The following is a 15,401-nucleotide window of genomic DNA, read 5'->3' on the forward strand; positions in this document are numbered from 1 at the left end:
CGGGGACCGGAACGGGTGAGCTCCGATCTTCACGTGCGCCTATGCATAAGAACCGTGACAAGGCTCGTGACCTCCTCCGCGCGATTAGCTATGGGGACTTGCTGGCGGCTTCGAACCGCACGTCGACGACACGCCGCCAGCCTTGGGAGGCATAGGTCGCGTCGATGATGGCCGCCACCGCCGTCGCCGCCCGAGCGGGATCGCGGTCAGCCATCGCATCGACCATTTCGCGAACGAGCTTCGCCCGGAGGTTCCGCGTCTCCTCCGGAATCTGCTCGATGAGCTCGATTGAGGTGGCCCATTCAATCTTGAAGCGCACGACACGCATCAGTGCGATCAGCGTGCTGTTCCCGGACGCCACTGCCAGATGCTCGTAGAGCTGCCCCTTTACGGTGCGGGTGTCCTCGGGCCGCCGCTCCCGGAACGCCCGGTCACCCTCGTCGAGGAGCCGGCGGAACGTCTCGAGGTGCTCGGGGGTGCACCGCATCGCCGCCTGCGCCGCGGCCAGCGGCTCCAGGACCGCCCGCACATCGAGCAGGTCATGGGCGGCCTCGGCGTCCAGGGTGGCGACGAAGGTGCCGCCATAGCGTTCGGACCGGACGAATCCCTCGGACGCCAGCGCCCGCAGCGCCTCCCGCATCGGGATCCGCGACACGCCGAACTCGGCGGCGAGCCACTCCTCCTTAAGACGCTGGCCGGGCGCGAACTGGCCGCGGATGATCCGTCCACGGATGGTATCGACGAGTGCCTGCACGTTGCCGCGAGCGGGCGAACCCTGGGTCGGCGTCGGCTGTGTCACCGCCCTTATTCTGCCCTACCGGAATGTTGATCAAGGAGTTCGAACCGCAGCCCGTTGTGCAGATGGTAGGTGAACCTTTTCGGGGTCTTCCCGTCCGCGCCGACACCATGGATCTCGATCGGGCACGGCCCGGCCAGCCGGCCGCTGTCCGCCGCCAGGTCGCCCGTGTAGTAGGCGAGGTGGTGCAGGAGCATGCCGCTCTCGACAAGCGCCCACGGTGAGTCCGGAATCGTCTGGATCAATTCCAGGCGCGGGTACTGCGCCGTGACGGCAATCCTGAGCTGGACGTCGCGGGTGCCGTGCTCGTCGTCGCGCATCACCAGCGTGGGCTCGAAGATCCCCATCCACTCCAGGCCGAGCTGGGCGGACAGCGCCGCCATCGCCGGCTCGAGCTCCGGCACCACGAGGCCGACATGGTCGAGGTTCGGGTCGATCACGCGAGGTTGAACACCCGCACGGCGTTCCCCGCGAGGATGGCGTGCTTGCGGTCGTCGTCGAGGCCTGGGGTCAGCTCGGCGATGTACTGCTGGGTCTTCGGGAACAGCGTCCCGCTGTGCGGGTAGTCGATGGAGAACATGGCGGCCGACGCCACGAGCGGGTCGCGCTTGGCGTCTTCGAAGCCGACGAAGTCGTCGAGCACACTGACGAAAAGGTTCTTGCCGATGAACTCGTGGGGCGGGGTGTGCAGCGGCGGGTTGGCCCAGTGCTTCTGGCGCTCGAACTCCTGGTCCATCATCAGGGCCCAGAACCGCAGCCACCCGAAGTTGACCTCGGCGTCGACGAACTTCAGGCCGGGGTGCCGTTCGAACACACCGGTGAAGGTCAGCTGGGAGAACGGCGCGACGCCGGTGAAGAACCGCTGGACGATACCGGCGAGGTTGACACCCGCGGCGGCCTCCGGCCTCGGGGTGGCCTGCCCCGCCGGTTCCTTCCCGCCCATGGTGCGGTGGATGCACAGCGTCACCGGTGCCTGCTCGGCCGCCGTCCAGAGCGGCTCGTAGTAGCTGTCGTAGTACGGGCGCTCGCTCCAGTAGGGGAGGAAGGCGCCCTTGGCGCCCTTGGCAGCCACCCGCTCGAGTTCGGCGAGCAGGACGTCCATGCCGTCGTCGACCGGCAGGAGCGGCAGACCGATGAGCCGCCGCGGGTTGACGGCGCAGAACTCGTCGAGCAGCCAGTCGTTGTAGGCCCGCAGGATGGCGAGGGCGAAGGGTCGATCGTCGAGCGTGTACGACGTGAGAGAGGCCATCGGGTAGATGGTGGCGGCATCCACACCGTCGGCATCCATGTCCTTCAGGTGGGCGGCGCCGTCGTAGTTGCCCGGGAGGATCTCATCGACGGTCAGGCCGCTGGCCTTGTAGTCCTCGAACGGGCGGCCGGCTACGGCGTTCAGCCCGAACGTCTTGCCCGGCGGCTTGCCGTCGAAGCTCCAGCCGTCACCACCGTCCGCGCCGCGCAGGATGCGCGGCGCCCGGTCCCGGTACTCCTTGGGCAGGTAGGTGGTGAACGTGTGCGGCGCCTCGATGATGTGGTTGTCCGCCGAGATGACCTTGTAATCCATGTGCGTTCCCTTCTCAGATGACGGCACCCTGCTCCTTGAGAGCGGTGATGTCGTCCCACGAGTAGCCACACGCCAGGAGGACCTCCTCCGTGTGCTGACCGTGCTCGGGCGCCCGCCGCATCGCGGTGAGCGGCTGCCCGTCGAACTGCGCCGGCGATGCCACGACCGACAGCGGCGGCCCGGGATCCTCCCCCGGGACGAGGTAGCCGTTGGCCAGCACCTGCGGATCGTGCACGACCTCGGCGGGTGTCTGAAGCACGTCCCACACCCCGGTGAACGTGGCCAGCGCTTCGCGCCACTCGTTCACGGTGCGGGACGCGAACACCTCGTCAAGCAGGCCGATAAGTTCGGCGTTGTGCGTCATCCGGGCGTTGAAGTCCACGAAGCGCGGGTCGTCGGCCAACTCCGGCCGGCCGATATGGTCGCAGAAGCCGCGCCAGTGCGGGTCTGGCTGGATGACGACCATCGACAGCCAGCGGCCGTCCTTCGTCTGATAACTGTTCGACAGCGGATTGCGGACCGTCCGACGGTCGGCCCGTTGCATCAGCGGGCCCTCCGGCCCGGCGTTGGCCTCCGTCATCAGGACGGTGGCGTTCATCCACATGCCGCCGGCGAGCAGCGAGATGTCGACCTCCGACGGGACGCCCGTGCTCGCCCGCTTGAACAGGGCGGCGGCGACGGCGCCGGCACCGCCGAGCCCCCCGACGCAGTCGCCGATGCCGCCCGGCGGATGGGTCGGTTGGCGGGCGTCCGGCGGGGTGAGGAACTGGGCGATGCCGACGCGGGCCCACGCGACCGCGGCGTCGAAGCCGGGGGTCTCGGCATCCGGGCCACGAGGCCCGTAGCCGCTGGCCCGCACGTAGATGATCGAGGGATTGGCCGCCCGGATGTCGGCGATCTCGACGCCGAGCCGCCCCCGCGGATCGGGCAGCAGGTTGGTGATGAACACGTCGGCGTCCGCGACCAGGCGTAACAGCACCTCGTGGCCAGCGGGCGTCGACAGATCGACGGCCGCGCTGCGCTTGCCCCGGTTGGCCAGCTCGATCGTCGGGTTCACCGGGCCGGTGTGGAAGAACCCCCGATAAGGATCACCGCCGTTCCGCGTCGGCTCGATCTTGATGACGTCGGCGCCCCAGTCAGCGAGGATCGCCCCACACGACGGCGCGAACAGCCACGCCGCCACCTCGACCACCTTCACGCCCGCCAGCAGGTCGTACCTGAGCTGATCCGGCACGGGCTCGTCCTCCCGTCTTCGGTGTCGCCCCATCCGGTCTTCGGCATGAGACTTGTATACAACATTGCCCCAGCAGTTGTATACACCTGGGACGACGTCCGGTCGCTTCCTCACGCCTGGCCTCGTTCCGTCCCGACTTCCCGAGGACGCTCCAGACGTCACCCAGCCGCCGCGAAAGGTCACGACGGTGCGGCGAAAACTCCCCACCGGCCCGTCGTCTCATCGCCGCCTGGGCAGCGGCGCGTCAGGTCCGCACACACCACGCCAGGGAGGAAGACGAGATGGCGACAACGACGGCTCCGGACGTACAGCCGGTGACGCCGGTGGTGGGAGCGACCATCAGCGGTGTCGATCTCCGCGAGCCGCTCGGCCCGGACACGGTGCGGGCCATACGGCAGGCGCTGCACGGAAAGCCCTGTTCGTCAACGAGGCATGGACCACCCGCATCGTGGAGCTGCAGCCCGCCGAAAGCGCCCACCTGCTCGCGCTCCTGTTCGAGCACGTGAAATCGCCCGACTTCACCATGCGATACCGGTGGGCCCCCAACGACCTGGCGATCTGGGACAACCTCGCCGTCCAGCACTACGCCGTGCCCGACTACGGCACCCCCGGGTAATGCAGCGCGTCGTCCTCGCTGGCGATCGGCCGTACGGCCCCTCGCGCCGTATTTTGGTGCAGGTAGGGAGAGCAGCGACCGCTACTCCCGCAGTGGGCGTTGCGCCTGGAGTTCAATGAGCTGCCCGAACGGGAAGAAACCCAGACCGACGACATCGGTGTAGACGAAAACCTGGAGGACCTCGGTGGCGAGCGCTCGAAGCTCGATCGGAAAGGGCGGGTAGACGGTCACGCGACCGGCGAGTTCGGCGGGAAGCTCGTGCTCGAGGCGGTGGATCACCGTCTCGAGCTCCTCGAAGCCCGGGTACCGCAACCCGAAATGCATGACATGGCCAGGTTTCGTCCGCGCCAGGTCGTACTGCTCGAGTGCGGCGCGGAGCTCGTCGTCGTCCTGCATCCGGCGCCCGAGGACGTCTTCGAGCTGGTGTTGAGGTTCGCGGATCTCGGAGACGTACAGGACGTTGTTGAGCGAATCATGTTGGCTCGCTCCCCGGAAGACACCCAGGTACGCCGAACTCGACCCAAGCTCTCTTGTGATGTCTGCGACGGTGCAATCCAGCGTCTCGAACAACGTGACCGCGAGCTGGCCATCTCCAGGCCGGTGCAGCAGCTCGACATGGTTAAGGAAGAGACCGTCGTGCTCGGTGAATGTCCCCATCGCTTGCGATCCTCTCACGTTTCTCGAATCATGCGGGAAGCGACCGACGGCCCCAGACGACCCGACGTCACGCGACGGCACCGCCATTGACACCGAACAGCTGCCCCGTGATGTAGCTGGCCTCCTCAGAGCACAGGTACAGGCAGGCAGCGGCGATGTCGTCGCCGGTGCCCAGCCGGCCGACGGGAATGCGGCTGGCGCCTCCGTCGCCCGTCGGATCACCGAGCTCCGCGCGGGCCTGGCGGAGCATCGGGGTATCGATGATGTGAGGCGCGATGGTGTTCGCCGTGATCCCCAGCTGCGCGTACTCGGAGGAAACCGCTCTCGTCAGCGCGACCACGCCGCCCTTCGACGCGACGTAATGCGCATGATTGGAGGTCATGATCTGGACAGCCGACGACGTGATCGTGACGATGCGGCCCCAGCCGGCCGCGACCATGTCGGGGATCGCCGCCTGCAGGCAGTGGAACGTGCCGGTGAGGTTCACCGCGAGGACACGGTCCCACGAGTCAAGGGGAATCTCGCCGAACGCCTCCCACCGCGAGATCGCCGCCGAGGTCACCATGATCTCGACCGGCCCGAGCTCGCCGCGTACCTGGGCCAGCGTCTCCTCGACCGCCGCACGGTCGGAGACGTCCACGGCACACGACATGGCCTGTGCGCCACGTCCCCTCAGATTCTCGGCCATCTGCTGCGCCGCGTCCCCGTTCACGTCGAGCACCGCCACGCGGTCCCCGCGCCGAGCAAGATGCTCGCAGATGGACGCCCCCATCCCCGATGCGCCACCTGTCACGACTGCCACTCGGCCCACGTACATCACCACTTCCTTGCACTTGGAAAATCCAGCCCTTGGAGGAACTCAACGCGTCAGCGCCGCGGCGGTGCGCGCCAGCTCCAGGAGATGGACACCGCCGGCGCCGCCGGTGATCTCGGGCACCTTCGCGGCAGGCTCGACGAGCAGGACGTCGCCCTTGACGAACTCCGTGTCGCCGACGGTCATCGAGCCGTCGAGGACGAGCGTGCCGCGCCAGTCGTCGACGGACCCGGATGGGAGCGTCGCGCCCGCCGCCAGCTTCCGGTCGAAGACGATCCCCCGCTCGGGATCACCCGGGTCGCCCAGGTCCCACCAGGCATTGCCGTCGAGGTGACCCTTCTGCAGACCAGGCGTTGCGTCGACCGGAACGACCTGCCGGCTCCCGTTCTCCACCCGGGCCGGCGGCCGCGGGACGAAGTCGATCGCCTCGAGACCCTTGAGATACGCGAGGGTGGGATGGTCGCGGTACTCCTCGCCGTAGCCGCCGGGCGAGAGGATGTCACGGGCGAAGATCTCGAGCAGCTCGCAGCCCTTGGGACCGTTCAGCAGGAGCCCGTACTCGACGCCCGGCGCGGCGATGAGCACGTCGCCCCGCTTCATCCACCAGTCCCCCATCAGGACGCTGCCGTCCAGCACCACCACCGCGGTCCAGCAGTCGTGCCAGTGCAGCGGCCAGAGCTGGTTCGGCGCCATCCGAATGTCGGGCAGCATCATGCGCCAGGAGTCCTCGGGTCGCCCTAAGAACCACATCTGGGTCCACGTGCAGCCCCCGGGCTGATCCGAGTCCCGCACGATGCCGCCCGGGCCGTCCTTGCCGCCCGGCTCCAGCCGCGAACGCGTCACACCCGGCGCCACCTCGTCGGACGGCGCATCCTTAAAGACAGTCACTGGCATGTGGAACTCTCCCTCGTCGATGCGGTCTGAACTCTCGCTCCACCGTTGCGGGACGTGCCGGGCACCGGCGACCGGTCACCGGGGCGCCGTCAGGTGCGCCGCCTCCAGAGGAGCAGGAGGGCTACCAGCAGAACTGTTCCGGCGACCGAAGGGCCTACGCGCTTGAGAACCCCGACACCGGCCGTCCCGAGCAGGTCGATCGGCTCGGCTGCCCGGTGGGAGGCGCCCTTTTGGCGGGAGTCGGCCGCCCGCACCCGCGGTGGGGTCGCGGGCGAGAACGGGATGCAGTCGTTTACGGGCGCGGGTGCGGGTGTCGCCCCGTTGACCGCGGACTTACCACCGGCCGTCTCACCCAGTACGGGCGCGGCGGTACCGGTGATCTCGCTGGCCAGGTTCGCCGCGAACTGGCCGATGAGGATGGCCGTGACGTCGGCGAGAGCGGCGCGGCCGAACTGGGCGGGTTTGCCAGTGATGGCGAGGTCCGTCTCGACGAGGACGTCGGTCGCGCCCCCGGTGTCCACGAGCCGGCAGGTGACGACCGCCTTGGCGGTTCCGCCGCCGCGGGTCTCCCGGCCACTGGCCTCGATGACCGCGACCTTGGCCGCCTCGTCCAGGGAAAGGAACGTCGCTGTGCCGCCGTAGGTGAGACCGATCGGCCCGAGCTTGACCTTGACCTTGCCGCTGAAGCTGTCGCCGTCACGCGAGGTGAGGGTCGCTCCGGGCACACAGGGCGCGACCCGCTCGATGTCGAGCAGGACCCGCCACGTGTCATCGACAGGCACGGGGACACTGAAGGTGTTCTCCAGTTTCATCCGATCTCCTTCAAACTCGCGGTGCCATGAATCGATGCGGTCCCTGCGGAAACGGCGGTCGGCGTGCCACCATCCCGGCTGACCGCCATCCGCGCACCTGCTCAGCGAGCTCCCGCACACCTACCCCGAGGTTTCGGCGCGTTCCTCGCGGCGCAGCCGCGCCGCAAGCCGGACGGCGTGCACAATGCCCTGGTAGCCGGTGCAGCGGCAGAGGTTTCCGCTCAGGCCGTCCCGGATCTGCTCGTCGGTGGGATCCGGCACGTCCTCCAGGAAAGCCGTGACCGATATGACGAACCCGGGGGTGCAGAAACCGCACTGCAGCCCATGTGTCTCCTGGAAGGCGCGCTGCACCAGGCTGAGCGATTCCGGATCGCCCGCCAGCCCCTCGACGCTGGTCACCTCGCTTCCGTCCGCCTGCACCCCGAACATCAGGCAGGACCGGACAGCCAGGCCGTCGAGCAGCACTGTGCACGACCCGCAGACCCCGTGCTCGCACCCCAGGTGGGTGCCGGTCAGCCCGAGGTCCTCCCGCAGCAGGTCGGCGAGAGTCTTGCGCGGCTCGACCCGGGCGCGACAGCGTTCGCCGTTCACGATCAGGTGCACGTCCATCTCGGTCATGCGGCGCCTCCCGCCTCGGCCTGGGCCTGGCTCTGGCCTGGGTTCCGTTCCTGTCCCTGGGCCTCCGCGAGGGCCCGGCCAAGTGCTCGCGCAGTCATCTGAGCGCCGAGGTGGCGCCGGTAAGCGGCGGAGCCGTGGGTGTCCGAGGGCGGGTCGAGTGCCGCGACCGCGTCGCGCCCGATCGAGGCGAGGTCCACCTCGTGGGCGTCCGCACCGGTCAGGGTCTGCTCGGCCAGCCAGGCCCGCACCGGAACGCTGCCCATCCCGATCAGCCCGACCGCCGCCCGTACGATGCGCCCGCCATCGACCTGCACCCCACACGCGGCACCGGCCAGCGCGAAGTCGCCGTGCCGACGCGCAAACTCCGCCACGGCGAAGCCGCAGCCACGCCCCCACACCGGAAGGTGCACCGCGGTCACCAGCTCGTCGGGCTCCAGCGCCGTCATGAAGATCGACACGAAGAAGTCGGCGGCCCGGATGCGCCGGCTCCCCCGGGTGCTGCGCACCTCGATCTCGGCGTCGAGCGCGACGGCGACCGCGGGCAGCTCCGCGGCCGAGTCGGCGTGGGCGAGCGAGCCGCCCACGGTGCCACGGTTGCGGATCTGGAAATGGCCGATGTGGGGCGCGGCACGGGCCAACAACGGCACCGAGTCTCGAATGAGCACGTCGGTCTCCAGAGCGCGGTGCCGCGTCAGCGCTCCCACCCGCAGCGTGCCGTTCGACCGGGTGGCGCCGGCAAGCGCCTCGATGCGGTTGACGTCGACGATGTGCTCGGGCCGCCCGAGCCGCATCGCCATCACCGGGACAAGGCTCTGGCCGCCGGCGAGGACCTTCGCCTCGTCTCCGAGCTCGGCCAGCAGGGCCACCGCCGCGTCAACAGACTCCGGCACGTGGTAGTCGAATGCAGCGGCTTTCAACGGCGGTTCTCCGTCTCGTCCAATCCGGCGGACGCCGGCTCGGCGTCCCCCAGGGGATCAGGGCCAGCGGCACGGGAGTCTCGCCGTCGCACCGGTCGTCGATCATCCCGTGCTGGTAGGTGGATGCACGCGGCCGCCGGGTCGCGGTCGTCAGGCAAGGCGCGCCGACCAGCCACCGTCGACCGCGATGATCACCCCGGTGACGAACGAGGCGCGGTCGGAGGCGAGGAACGCCGCCACCTCGGCCTGCTCACGCGCCTCCCCCGCCCGGCCGAGCGCCGCCTTCGCGCCCAGCGAGCGCATCGCGTTCGCCGGCGCCTTCCGGTTCTTCTCCGTGAGAGTGAACCCCGGCGCGATCACGTTGGCCCGGATACCCCGCGGCCCGAACTCGGTCGCGGTCGCCTTCTCCTCCCCGCTGATGTCCGCGGCGAGCACCCTGGCGCCCTCGCGCACGAACACCGCCGCCGAGGCCTTGCCGATACCCCGCCCCGCACCCGTGATCACGGCGACCTTGCCGTCGAGGATGCCCATCAGTCACCTTCGGCGATGCCGTGCTGAAGGAAGACGTGCCGGGCGACGTTCATGGCGTTGTGCCACCCCGACCCACCGTCGTAGATGCCGGCCTGGGTGATCGCCTCGCCGACCGCCTCGGGCGTGATCCCCAGGTTCAGTGCATTGTTGACGTGGATGTGCAGCTGATCGTTCTGATACTGGACCTGCAGGACGCTCACGGTGATGAAGCTCCTGGTGCGCAGATCGAGCCCGGGCCGGCCCCACACCTCGCCGTAACCGTAGTCGGCGGTGATCCCGGCCAGTTCCTGCTCGAAGGCCAGCCGGCCTGGTTTGGCGGCCGGGAAGGGGCTGCCGGGCAGCGGCTCGAGCAGGGGGGCGTCGGGACCGAGGCCGATACGCCCGACGCCCAGGGCGGCGACCACCCGGTTCCTGGCCGCGCGCCGCTCCTCGTGGTCCATCGCGGGCTTCGGCTCCACCGGGGCACCCGAGCCCGCCGGCACCAGCCCCCGAGCGACAAACACCTCACCCGCGACACCGGCCGCGTTCTCCCAGGCCGGCAGGCCGCTGTACACACCGGCGTGCAGCAACGTCTCGTGGATCTCCTCCGGAGTGATCCCGATGTTCAGCGCGCTGTTGACGTACCGGTAGAGCTGGTCTTCCCGGCCCAGGGCCGTCAGGACGGCCACAGTGATGAAACTCCGCGTCCGGAGGTCGAGCCCCGGCCGGCCCCAGATCTCGTACTCGTACAGCTGGGCGCCGTGGATCTCGGCCTCCACGGGTAAGGCATACGCCGGCCGCGCGGGCACACCGCCCTGGCGGGACCGCAGCACCGGTGCTTCGGGCGCGGTACCGACCCGGTCGATGCCGAGCTCTCGGCGGACCCGTTCATAGGCCGCCTCGCGCTGCGCCTGGGTCATCATCCCGACGTACCTCCCTGGGTGAACGGAGCTTCGAATGGTTGGACCCCCGTGCCTGCGGACTCCCTTGTCTGGAGCACGGCGATCTCGGCGGTCGGCAGCACGTTCGCGATCCGCCACAGCCCGATCCAGCTCTGCGGGAAGACAGCGGCGTCGACGAGCGCGGCGTGCGCCTCCGGTTCGGGGTCGTCGCACGCGTCCGAGCAGACAATGACCTGGTAGCCGACGTCGAACGCCCACCTGGCGGTGGACAGGACGGTCCCCGCGGTCGCCACACCCGCGATGACGATCTGCCTGATCCCCGCTCGCTGCAGCAGGTCGTGCAGGCCGGTGGTGGCGAAAGCGCCGATGGTCGTCTTGCTCAGGACGGGCTCGCCGTCGATCGGCGCCAGCAACGGATGGATGTCGTCCACCATCGACTCCGGCACCACATGAAAGACCGGCACGCCGGCCCGGCGGGCCAATGTCATCGCATGGGAGGCCCGCTCCGCGACGGCCGGGTCGTGGCTGAAGCGCTCGACGATGTACCCGGTGAAGTCCAGGGCGACGAACGCGGTCAGCTGCGTCGTCGGTGCGCTGGCGGCGATCATCGACTCCCCTTTCACATTGCTTGTATACAACCTTCAGATCAGGTTGTATACAAGTTTGCGGAAATGCGCAAGGGGTGAACTGTCGGCCCGCCGGCGACTCTGGGCGTCGGGCGGCGCGCGCCAAACAGTGGCGGGCCGCGGTCAGCCTGCCGATGGACGCAGTGGCGGGGACCCATCGGCCGTCTCCTCTTTCCAACTCGGCCTAGGGCTGTGCCGGCAGGGGGCGTGTCCATCCGGTGTCAGGGCTCTCAAGCGCCGCATACGAAGGGTCATTCCGGTCGCGGGAGCCGAGACCGGGCCGCGACGGCCGCATCAGGCCGCTCGCCGGGACGACATGTGTCAGGTCGACAATCACAAGCCGGTGCGCGATCTTCCATTCGCCCTCGCGGCGTTCGAAGCGGTCGATGTACCGCCCGATCGCGAGGAGGACGCGGTCCTCACCTTCGGTCTCGATGCTCCGCCACACCGTGAAGTACGTCTCGCAACCCGCCGTCCTGTCATCGTGCAGCGTGATGAGCTGGTTCGTGACCTGGTTCATCGAGACCTTCGCCGAGCGCACGAGGTCGGCGACACCTCGGCCTACGGTTCTACCCGAGTAGCGCTGGTCGCCGTGATCGTCGATCGCATCAGGGTGGTACGCGGAGCTGATGAGGTCCGGATCGCAACGGTCCACCCCGCGGCAGTACCGCATGGTCGCCTCGCGGATCGCCTGCTTGTCGAGCAGCTGCTGGATCGCCGCCTGCTCGGTACCCGCGATGTCCCTCATGGCGCAGCACCGTCCTCAGCGTGGTCAGGATGTTTTCTCGGCGGGCCGGTAGAAGCGATCCATGGGCTCATGGGAGGAGGCTCTCGCCGGCTCAGCGGTCGTTGGTGAAGAGGAATGCCTGGGCGAGCGGGCCGCCGCCGCCCGTAACGAGGCCGACCTCGGCGTCGGTGACCTGCCGGGTGCCGGCCTGGTTCCGTAACTGCAGGAAGGTCTCGTAGGCCAGACCGAAGCCGAGGTAGCGGCCCTCCGACAGTTGCCCACCGGAGGTGTTGAGTGGCAGCTCACCGTCACGGGCGATGCGGGTGCCGCCTTCGACGAACGGTCCGGACTCGCCGCGGCCGCAGAACCCGAGCGCCTCCAGCCAGTACAGGACGAAGATGCTGAAGCCGTCGTAGAGACCGGCGACGTCGACGTCGCCGGGCCGCAGCGAGGTACGTGACCACAGCTGCTCGGCGGCCTTCATCGCGGCCATGACGTCGAAGTCCGGCCAGAACTCCCAGCTCGACGTCATCGGCCGCCCACCACCCAGCGCTTCGAAGAAGACGGGCCGGTCGACGTCACGGCGGTGGTCGGCGTGCGAGACGACGAAGGCGATCGACCCGTCCGCCGGCACGTCGCAGTCGAACAGGCACAGCGGTTCGCTGATCATCCGTGCCACGAGGTAGTCGTCGATCGTCATCGGGTCGCGGTAGACCGCGTCCGGGTTACCGGCGGCGTTGCGCCGGTCGTTCACGGCGACCCAGCCGAGCTGCTCCCGGGTGGTGCCGTAGCGGTCGAAGTGGTGCCGGGCCCACAGCGCGGCGAACTGCACGGGCGAACCCACCCCGTAGGTGGCCTTCCACGGCGCGGCCCCGGCCCCGGGCCCGGCCATCACCGCTGGGCGGCGGCCGGTGCCCTGGCTGGTCGCCTCGCAGACGGTCCGGTAGACCAGCACGTGCCGGGCGAGACCGGTGGCCACCGCGTGGGCGGCGATCCCGAGGATTCCGATGACGTTGGCGCCGTCCCCGCAGCCGAGGATCCACGACAGGTCCAGGCGCAGGAGCGTGTGCAGCTCACCGACCCGGGGGCCGCCGAAGCCGTGCGGGGCGGGGTGGTCGGGCCAGGAGGTGAGCCCGTCGATGTCGCGCGGGGTGAGCCCCGCGTCGGCGATGGCCGCGAGACAGGCGTCCAGGGTCAGATCGATCGCGGGCCGGTTCAGCCGCCGCCCGGACGCGGACCGCCCGATGCCGGAGACGATCGCCTGGCGCTCGACGTTCACGGGACCGGCGGAGTTCATACGACCGGCCGGAACATGGGTACGAACACGTCCCCTCGCTGTTCGAAGGTCACCTCGACCTCCATACCGGTGCTGACCGCCTCGACGTCGCAGTCGACCACATTGGTCAACAGGTGCAGGTCGGGCTGCTCTGCGAGCACCACCCGGGCCACGACATAGGGCGGCTCGTACCCGGGGACCCACGGACGGCGCACCACCGTGTACGACTCGACCGTCCCGCGGCCCGAGACCCGCCGGGACGCGATCGACCGGGAATAACAACCGGGGCAGATCCGCGCCGGCGGATGGAACAGCCGTTCACACACGGTGCACCCGCTGATCAGGAGCTGCCCGGCGGCCCCGCCGCACCAGAAATCGCGACTGTCGTCGTCGACCACGGGTACGGGCCTGTCCTCACCGGTCACCCGACCGCCACCTGTATGAGGGTGCTCCATAGGTCAGCGCTCCTACTCGTCGACGACGTGCGGGAATGGGCCGGTCGGTACGGGCCGGCGGCGTCGCACGCCGTTCTTGCGCACGGTGACGTCGCCGGTTGCCTGCGCTCGGCAGGCGAGCCGGAGCCGGGTGAGGTCACGGCGGTGTGCGCCGGGAAGTCGGTGTTCGAGGGCGTCCTGTTCGTCGTCGTCGGGGGGTGTCAGGTGTTCGATGCCGCTGAGTACCTCGAGGTGGCAGACCGTGCAGGTGGCCTGGCCGTGGCAGACGGTGGGCCAGTGGTACCCGAGTCGCCACGCGGCCTCGATGATCGTCTCTCCGGGTTCGAGTTCGAGGTCGGCGCCGACGGGGTCGATGCGTACCACTGGCCCCCGGGGCCGTGCGCTCCGTTCTGCGGTCACGTGACCGCTCGGTCCCCGGAGGCGGCGTGTGCGGCGTGTTTCATGCCGATGTAGGAGAAGACGCAGCTGTTCCCGATGCTGGCGCCCGCACCGAGATAGGTGCGGCCCATCACCGAGGCGGTGCAGTTCCCGGCGGCGTAGAGGCCGGGGATCGGGTCGTGGTTGGTGTCGAGCACACGAGCATGTTCGTCGCACAGGAGACCGCCGCTGGTGCCGACGTCGCCTGGATAGAGTTCGACGGCGTAGAAGGGTGCCTTCTCGACGGGCGCGAGCGACGGGTTCGGTTTGTTGCCGTAGTCGCCCTGGTACTTTTCATGAGCGCCTTCGCCGCGGTGGAAGTCGGGGTCCGTGCCCTGCTCCGCGAACGTGTTGAACCGGGCCACCGTGGTGGCCAGCCCCGCGGGGTCGATGCCGCACGCCCGCGCGAGCTCGTCGAGCGTGTCGGCTTTCTTCATGTAGCCGCTGGTGAGCCATTCCTCGGGAGTGTTGGGACGGAACGCGAACAGGTAGCGGGCGCGGTGGCGGGAGTCCATGACGAGCCAGCTCGGGATGGATTCACCGTCGACGTTGTGGGCGTACATCTGCCGGCCGGCTTCCATGTAGGAGACCGCTTCGTTGAAGTACCGGCGGCCGGCCCGGTCGACGATGATCGAACCTGGTTTGCATCGTTCGCCGTTGTGCATGCTCGGACGGCCGCCGGGCTGGATGGAGGCCGGGATCCACAGGGCCTCGTCCATGAAGTCGACGGCGGCGCCCAGGCGCATGGCGGCCTCGATCGCCTCGCCGGTGTCACCCGGGTTGGCGCTGGTCCACGTTCCGTCGTTCGGCTGCTTCGAGTACCGCTTGCGCATCTCGGGGTTGCAGCCGAAACCACCTGAGCTCAACAGCACGGCGTGGCGGGCGCGGATCCGGATGGTGTGGCCGTCCCGGTCGGCGACGACGCCGACGACCCGGCCGTCCTCGGTGATCAGGTCGACCAGTCCGGTGTTCGTCCAAATCGACGCCCCGGCGGCGAGTGCGGCCGTCAGGGTCTGGGCGATCAGTGCCCCGCCGTTGGCCAGGCGGGTCTGGCGCCGTAGCCGGCCGATGGCCGTGCGCACCCCGACGCGGGCGGCGGTGCGCATGGCTTTCGGTCGCCGCTTGACCATCTGCAGTCCGGACGCCTCGCGTGTCATCACGACGATCCCGAGCGCGATCGTCATGCCCGGCATCAGCTTGTCGAACCACGGCCCGAGCTGTTTGCCGTCGGTCACCGCGGGTTCGAGGGAGCGCCCGCGGGCGCTGCCACCGCGGATACCCGCCACCCCGGCGTAGTAGTCGCTGTAGCCCTCGCACCGCTCGAACCGCATGCCCAGGTTCTGCAGGAAGCGGACCATGTTGGAGCCTTCGGTGACGTAGGCGACCCGACGCTGGTGCGACGAGGCGGGTCCGACGTCTCCGACAACGGAGTCGAAGTACGCCAGCGCGTCCTCAAGGGAGTCGGGAACGCCGTCGGCCTGCATGAGCGGGTTGTCCGGCAGCCACAGCACGCCGCCTGACATAGCCGTGGACCCGCCGATCATCGGCTGCTTCTCGATCACCAGCGTG

The 15,401-nt window shown here is 69.2% G+C and carries 19 protein-coding genes; 1 reads left to right on the forward strand and 18 read right to left on the reverse strand.

All coding sequences use genetic code 11. The features are described 5' to 3' along the window. Positions 1-88: 88 nt before the first annotated feature. Genes E0504_RS17430 through E0504_RS17445 form a run of 4 tightly spaced genes read right to left on the reverse strand, consistent with a single transcriptional unit; the run spans position 89 to position 3,591 of the window. Entirely contained in the window at positions 89-799 is a 711-nt protein-coding gene (locus E0504_RS17430) for a GntR family transcriptional regulator (RefSeq protein WP_112106684.1), read from the reverse strand. A gap of 5 nt (positions 800-804) precedes the next feature. Next, positions 805-1,236, reverse strand: a complete 432-nt coding sequence (locus tag E0504_RS17435; RefSeq protein WP_112106683.1) for a VOC family protein — start codon at positions 1,234-1,236, stop codon at positions 805-807. Beyond that, positions 1,233-2,357 carry an amidohydrolase family protein gene (locus tag E0504_RS17440; protein ID WP_112106682.1) on the reverse strand — a complete coding sequence of 375 codons (1,125 nt, stop codon included), beginning with the start codon at positions 2,355-2,357 and terminating at the stop codon, positions 1,233-1,235. The genes E0504_RS17435 and E0504_RS17440 overlap by 4 nt, the downstream gene beginning before the upstream one ends. Before the next feature lie 13 nt (positions 2,358-2,370). Beyond that, positions 2,371-3,591: a CaiB/BaiF CoA-transferase family protein gene (locus tag E0504_RS17445; protein ID WP_112106681.1), complete on the reverse strand. Its 1,221-nt coding sequence runs from the start codon at positions 3,589-3,591 to the stop codon at positions 2,371-2,373. Positions 3,592-3,778: 187 nt separating this feature from the next. Between E0504_RS17445 and E0504_RS53500 the strand changes: the two genes are divergently transcribed. Then, on the forward strand, positions 3,779-4,207 hold the full coding sequence (locus E0504_RS53500) for a TauD/TfdA family dioxygenase (RefSeq protein ID WP_160144285.1): 429 nt from the start codon (positions 3,779-3,781) through the stop codon (positions 4,205-4,207). 81 nt (positions 4,208-4,288) lie between these two features. Here the strand turns inward: E0504_RS53500 and E0504_RS17455 are convergent, their stop codons facing one another. The 14 genes from E0504_RS17455 to E0504_RS17520 form a co-directional block, all read right to left on the reverse strand. After that, entirely contained in the window at positions 4,289-4,864 is a 576-nt protein-coding gene (locus E0504_RS17455; RefSeq protein ID WP_112106679.1) for a hypothetical protein, read from the reverse strand. Positions 4,865-4,931: 67 nt separating this feature from the next. Then, positions 4,932-5,681 (reverse strand): SDR family NAD(P)-dependent oxidoreductase, encoded by a 750-nt coding sequence (locus E0504_RS17460; RefSeq protein WP_112106727.1) that lies wholly within the window; start codon positions 5,679-5,681, stop codon positions 4,932-4,934. A gap of 42 nt (positions 5,682-5,723) precedes the next feature. Then, positions 5,724-6,572, reverse strand: a complete 849-nt coding sequence (locus E0504_RS17465) for a cupin domain-containing protein (RefSeq protein WP_112106678.1) — start codon at positions 6,570-6,572, stop codon at positions 5,724-5,726. A gap of 89 nt (positions 6,573-6,661) precedes the next feature. Continuing rightward, positions 6,662-7,384 carry an SRPBCC family protein gene (locus E0504_RS17470; protein WP_131625112.1) on the reverse strand — a complete coding sequence of 241 codons (723 nt, stop codon included), beginning with the start codon at positions 7,382-7,384 and terminating at the stop codon, positions 6,662-6,664. Between the two features lie 120 nt (positions 7,385-7,504). Continuing rightward, a complete protein-coding gene (locus E0504_RS17475) occupies positions 7,505-8,002 on the reverse strand; it encodes a (2Fe-2S)-binding protein (protein WP_112106676.1) in 498 nt (165 codons plus the stop codon). Beyond that, complete coding sequence (locus E0504_RS17480; RefSeq protein ID WP_131625113.1) at positions 7,999-8,919, reverse strand: xanthine dehydrogenase family protein subunit M; 921 nt, start codon at positions 8,917-8,919, stop codon at positions 7,999-8,001. Before E0504_RS17480 ends, E0504_RS17475 begins: the two co-directional genes overlap by 4 nt. Before the next feature lie 150 nt (positions 8,920-9,069). After that, positions 9,070-9,450, reverse strand: a complete 381-nt coding sequence (locus tag E0504_RS17485; protein WP_131625114.1) for an SDR family oxidoreductase — start codon at positions 9,448-9,450, stop codon at positions 9,070-9,072. Further along, a complete protein-coding gene (locus E0504_RS17490; RefSeq protein WP_131625115.1) occupies positions 9,450-10,352 on the reverse strand; it encodes a carboxymuconolactone decarboxylase family protein in 903 nt (300 codons plus the stop codon). Before E0504_RS17490 ends, E0504_RS17485 begins: the two co-directional genes overlap by 1 nt. Then, positions 10,349-10,939: a cysteine hydrolase gene (locus tag E0504_RS17495; protein ID WP_112106673.1), complete on the reverse strand. Its 591-nt coding sequence runs from the start codon at positions 10,937-10,939 to the stop codon at positions 10,349-10,351. The genes E0504_RS17490 and E0504_RS17495 overlap by 4 nt, the downstream gene beginning before the upstream one ends. A 202-nt stretch (positions 10,940-11,141) precedes the next feature. Next, complete coding sequence (locus E0504_RS17500; RefSeq protein ID WP_020462204.1) at positions 11,142-11,705, reverse strand: nuclear transport factor 2 family protein; 564 nt, start codon at positions 11,703-11,705, stop codon at positions 11,142-11,144. 91 nt (positions 11,706-11,796) lie between these two features. Beyond that, the gene (locus E0504_RS17505) at positions 11,797-12,981 is read right to left on the reverse strand and encodes a thiolase family protein (RefSeq protein WP_131625116.1); all 1,185 of its coding nucleotides are present in this window, start codon (positions 12,979-12,981) and stop codon (positions 11,797-11,799) included. Further along, the gene (locus tag E0504_RS17510; protein ID WP_235014054.1) at positions 12,978-13,385 is read right to left on the reverse strand and encodes an OB-fold domain-containing protein; all 408 of its coding nucleotides are present in this window, start codon (positions 13,383-13,385) and stop codon (positions 12,978-12,980) included. Before E0504_RS17510 ends, E0504_RS17505 begins: the two co-directional genes overlap by 4 nt. Before the next feature lie 42 nt (positions 13,386-13,427). Beyond that, positions 13,428-13,778, reverse strand: a complete 351-nt coding sequence (locus E0504_RS17515) for a 2Fe-2S iron-sulfur cluster-binding protein (RefSeq protein ID WP_020462206.1) — start codon at positions 13,776-13,778, stop codon at positions 13,428-13,430. A gap of 32 nt (positions 13,779-13,810) precedes the next feature. Continuing rightward, positions 13,811-15,401 (reverse strand): FAD-binding protein (locus tag E0504_RS17520; RefSeq protein WP_131625117.1); only part of this gene is annotated, 1,591 nt, incomplete at its 5' end.

This window comes from Parafrankia sp. BMG5.11 (assembly GCF_004337455.1).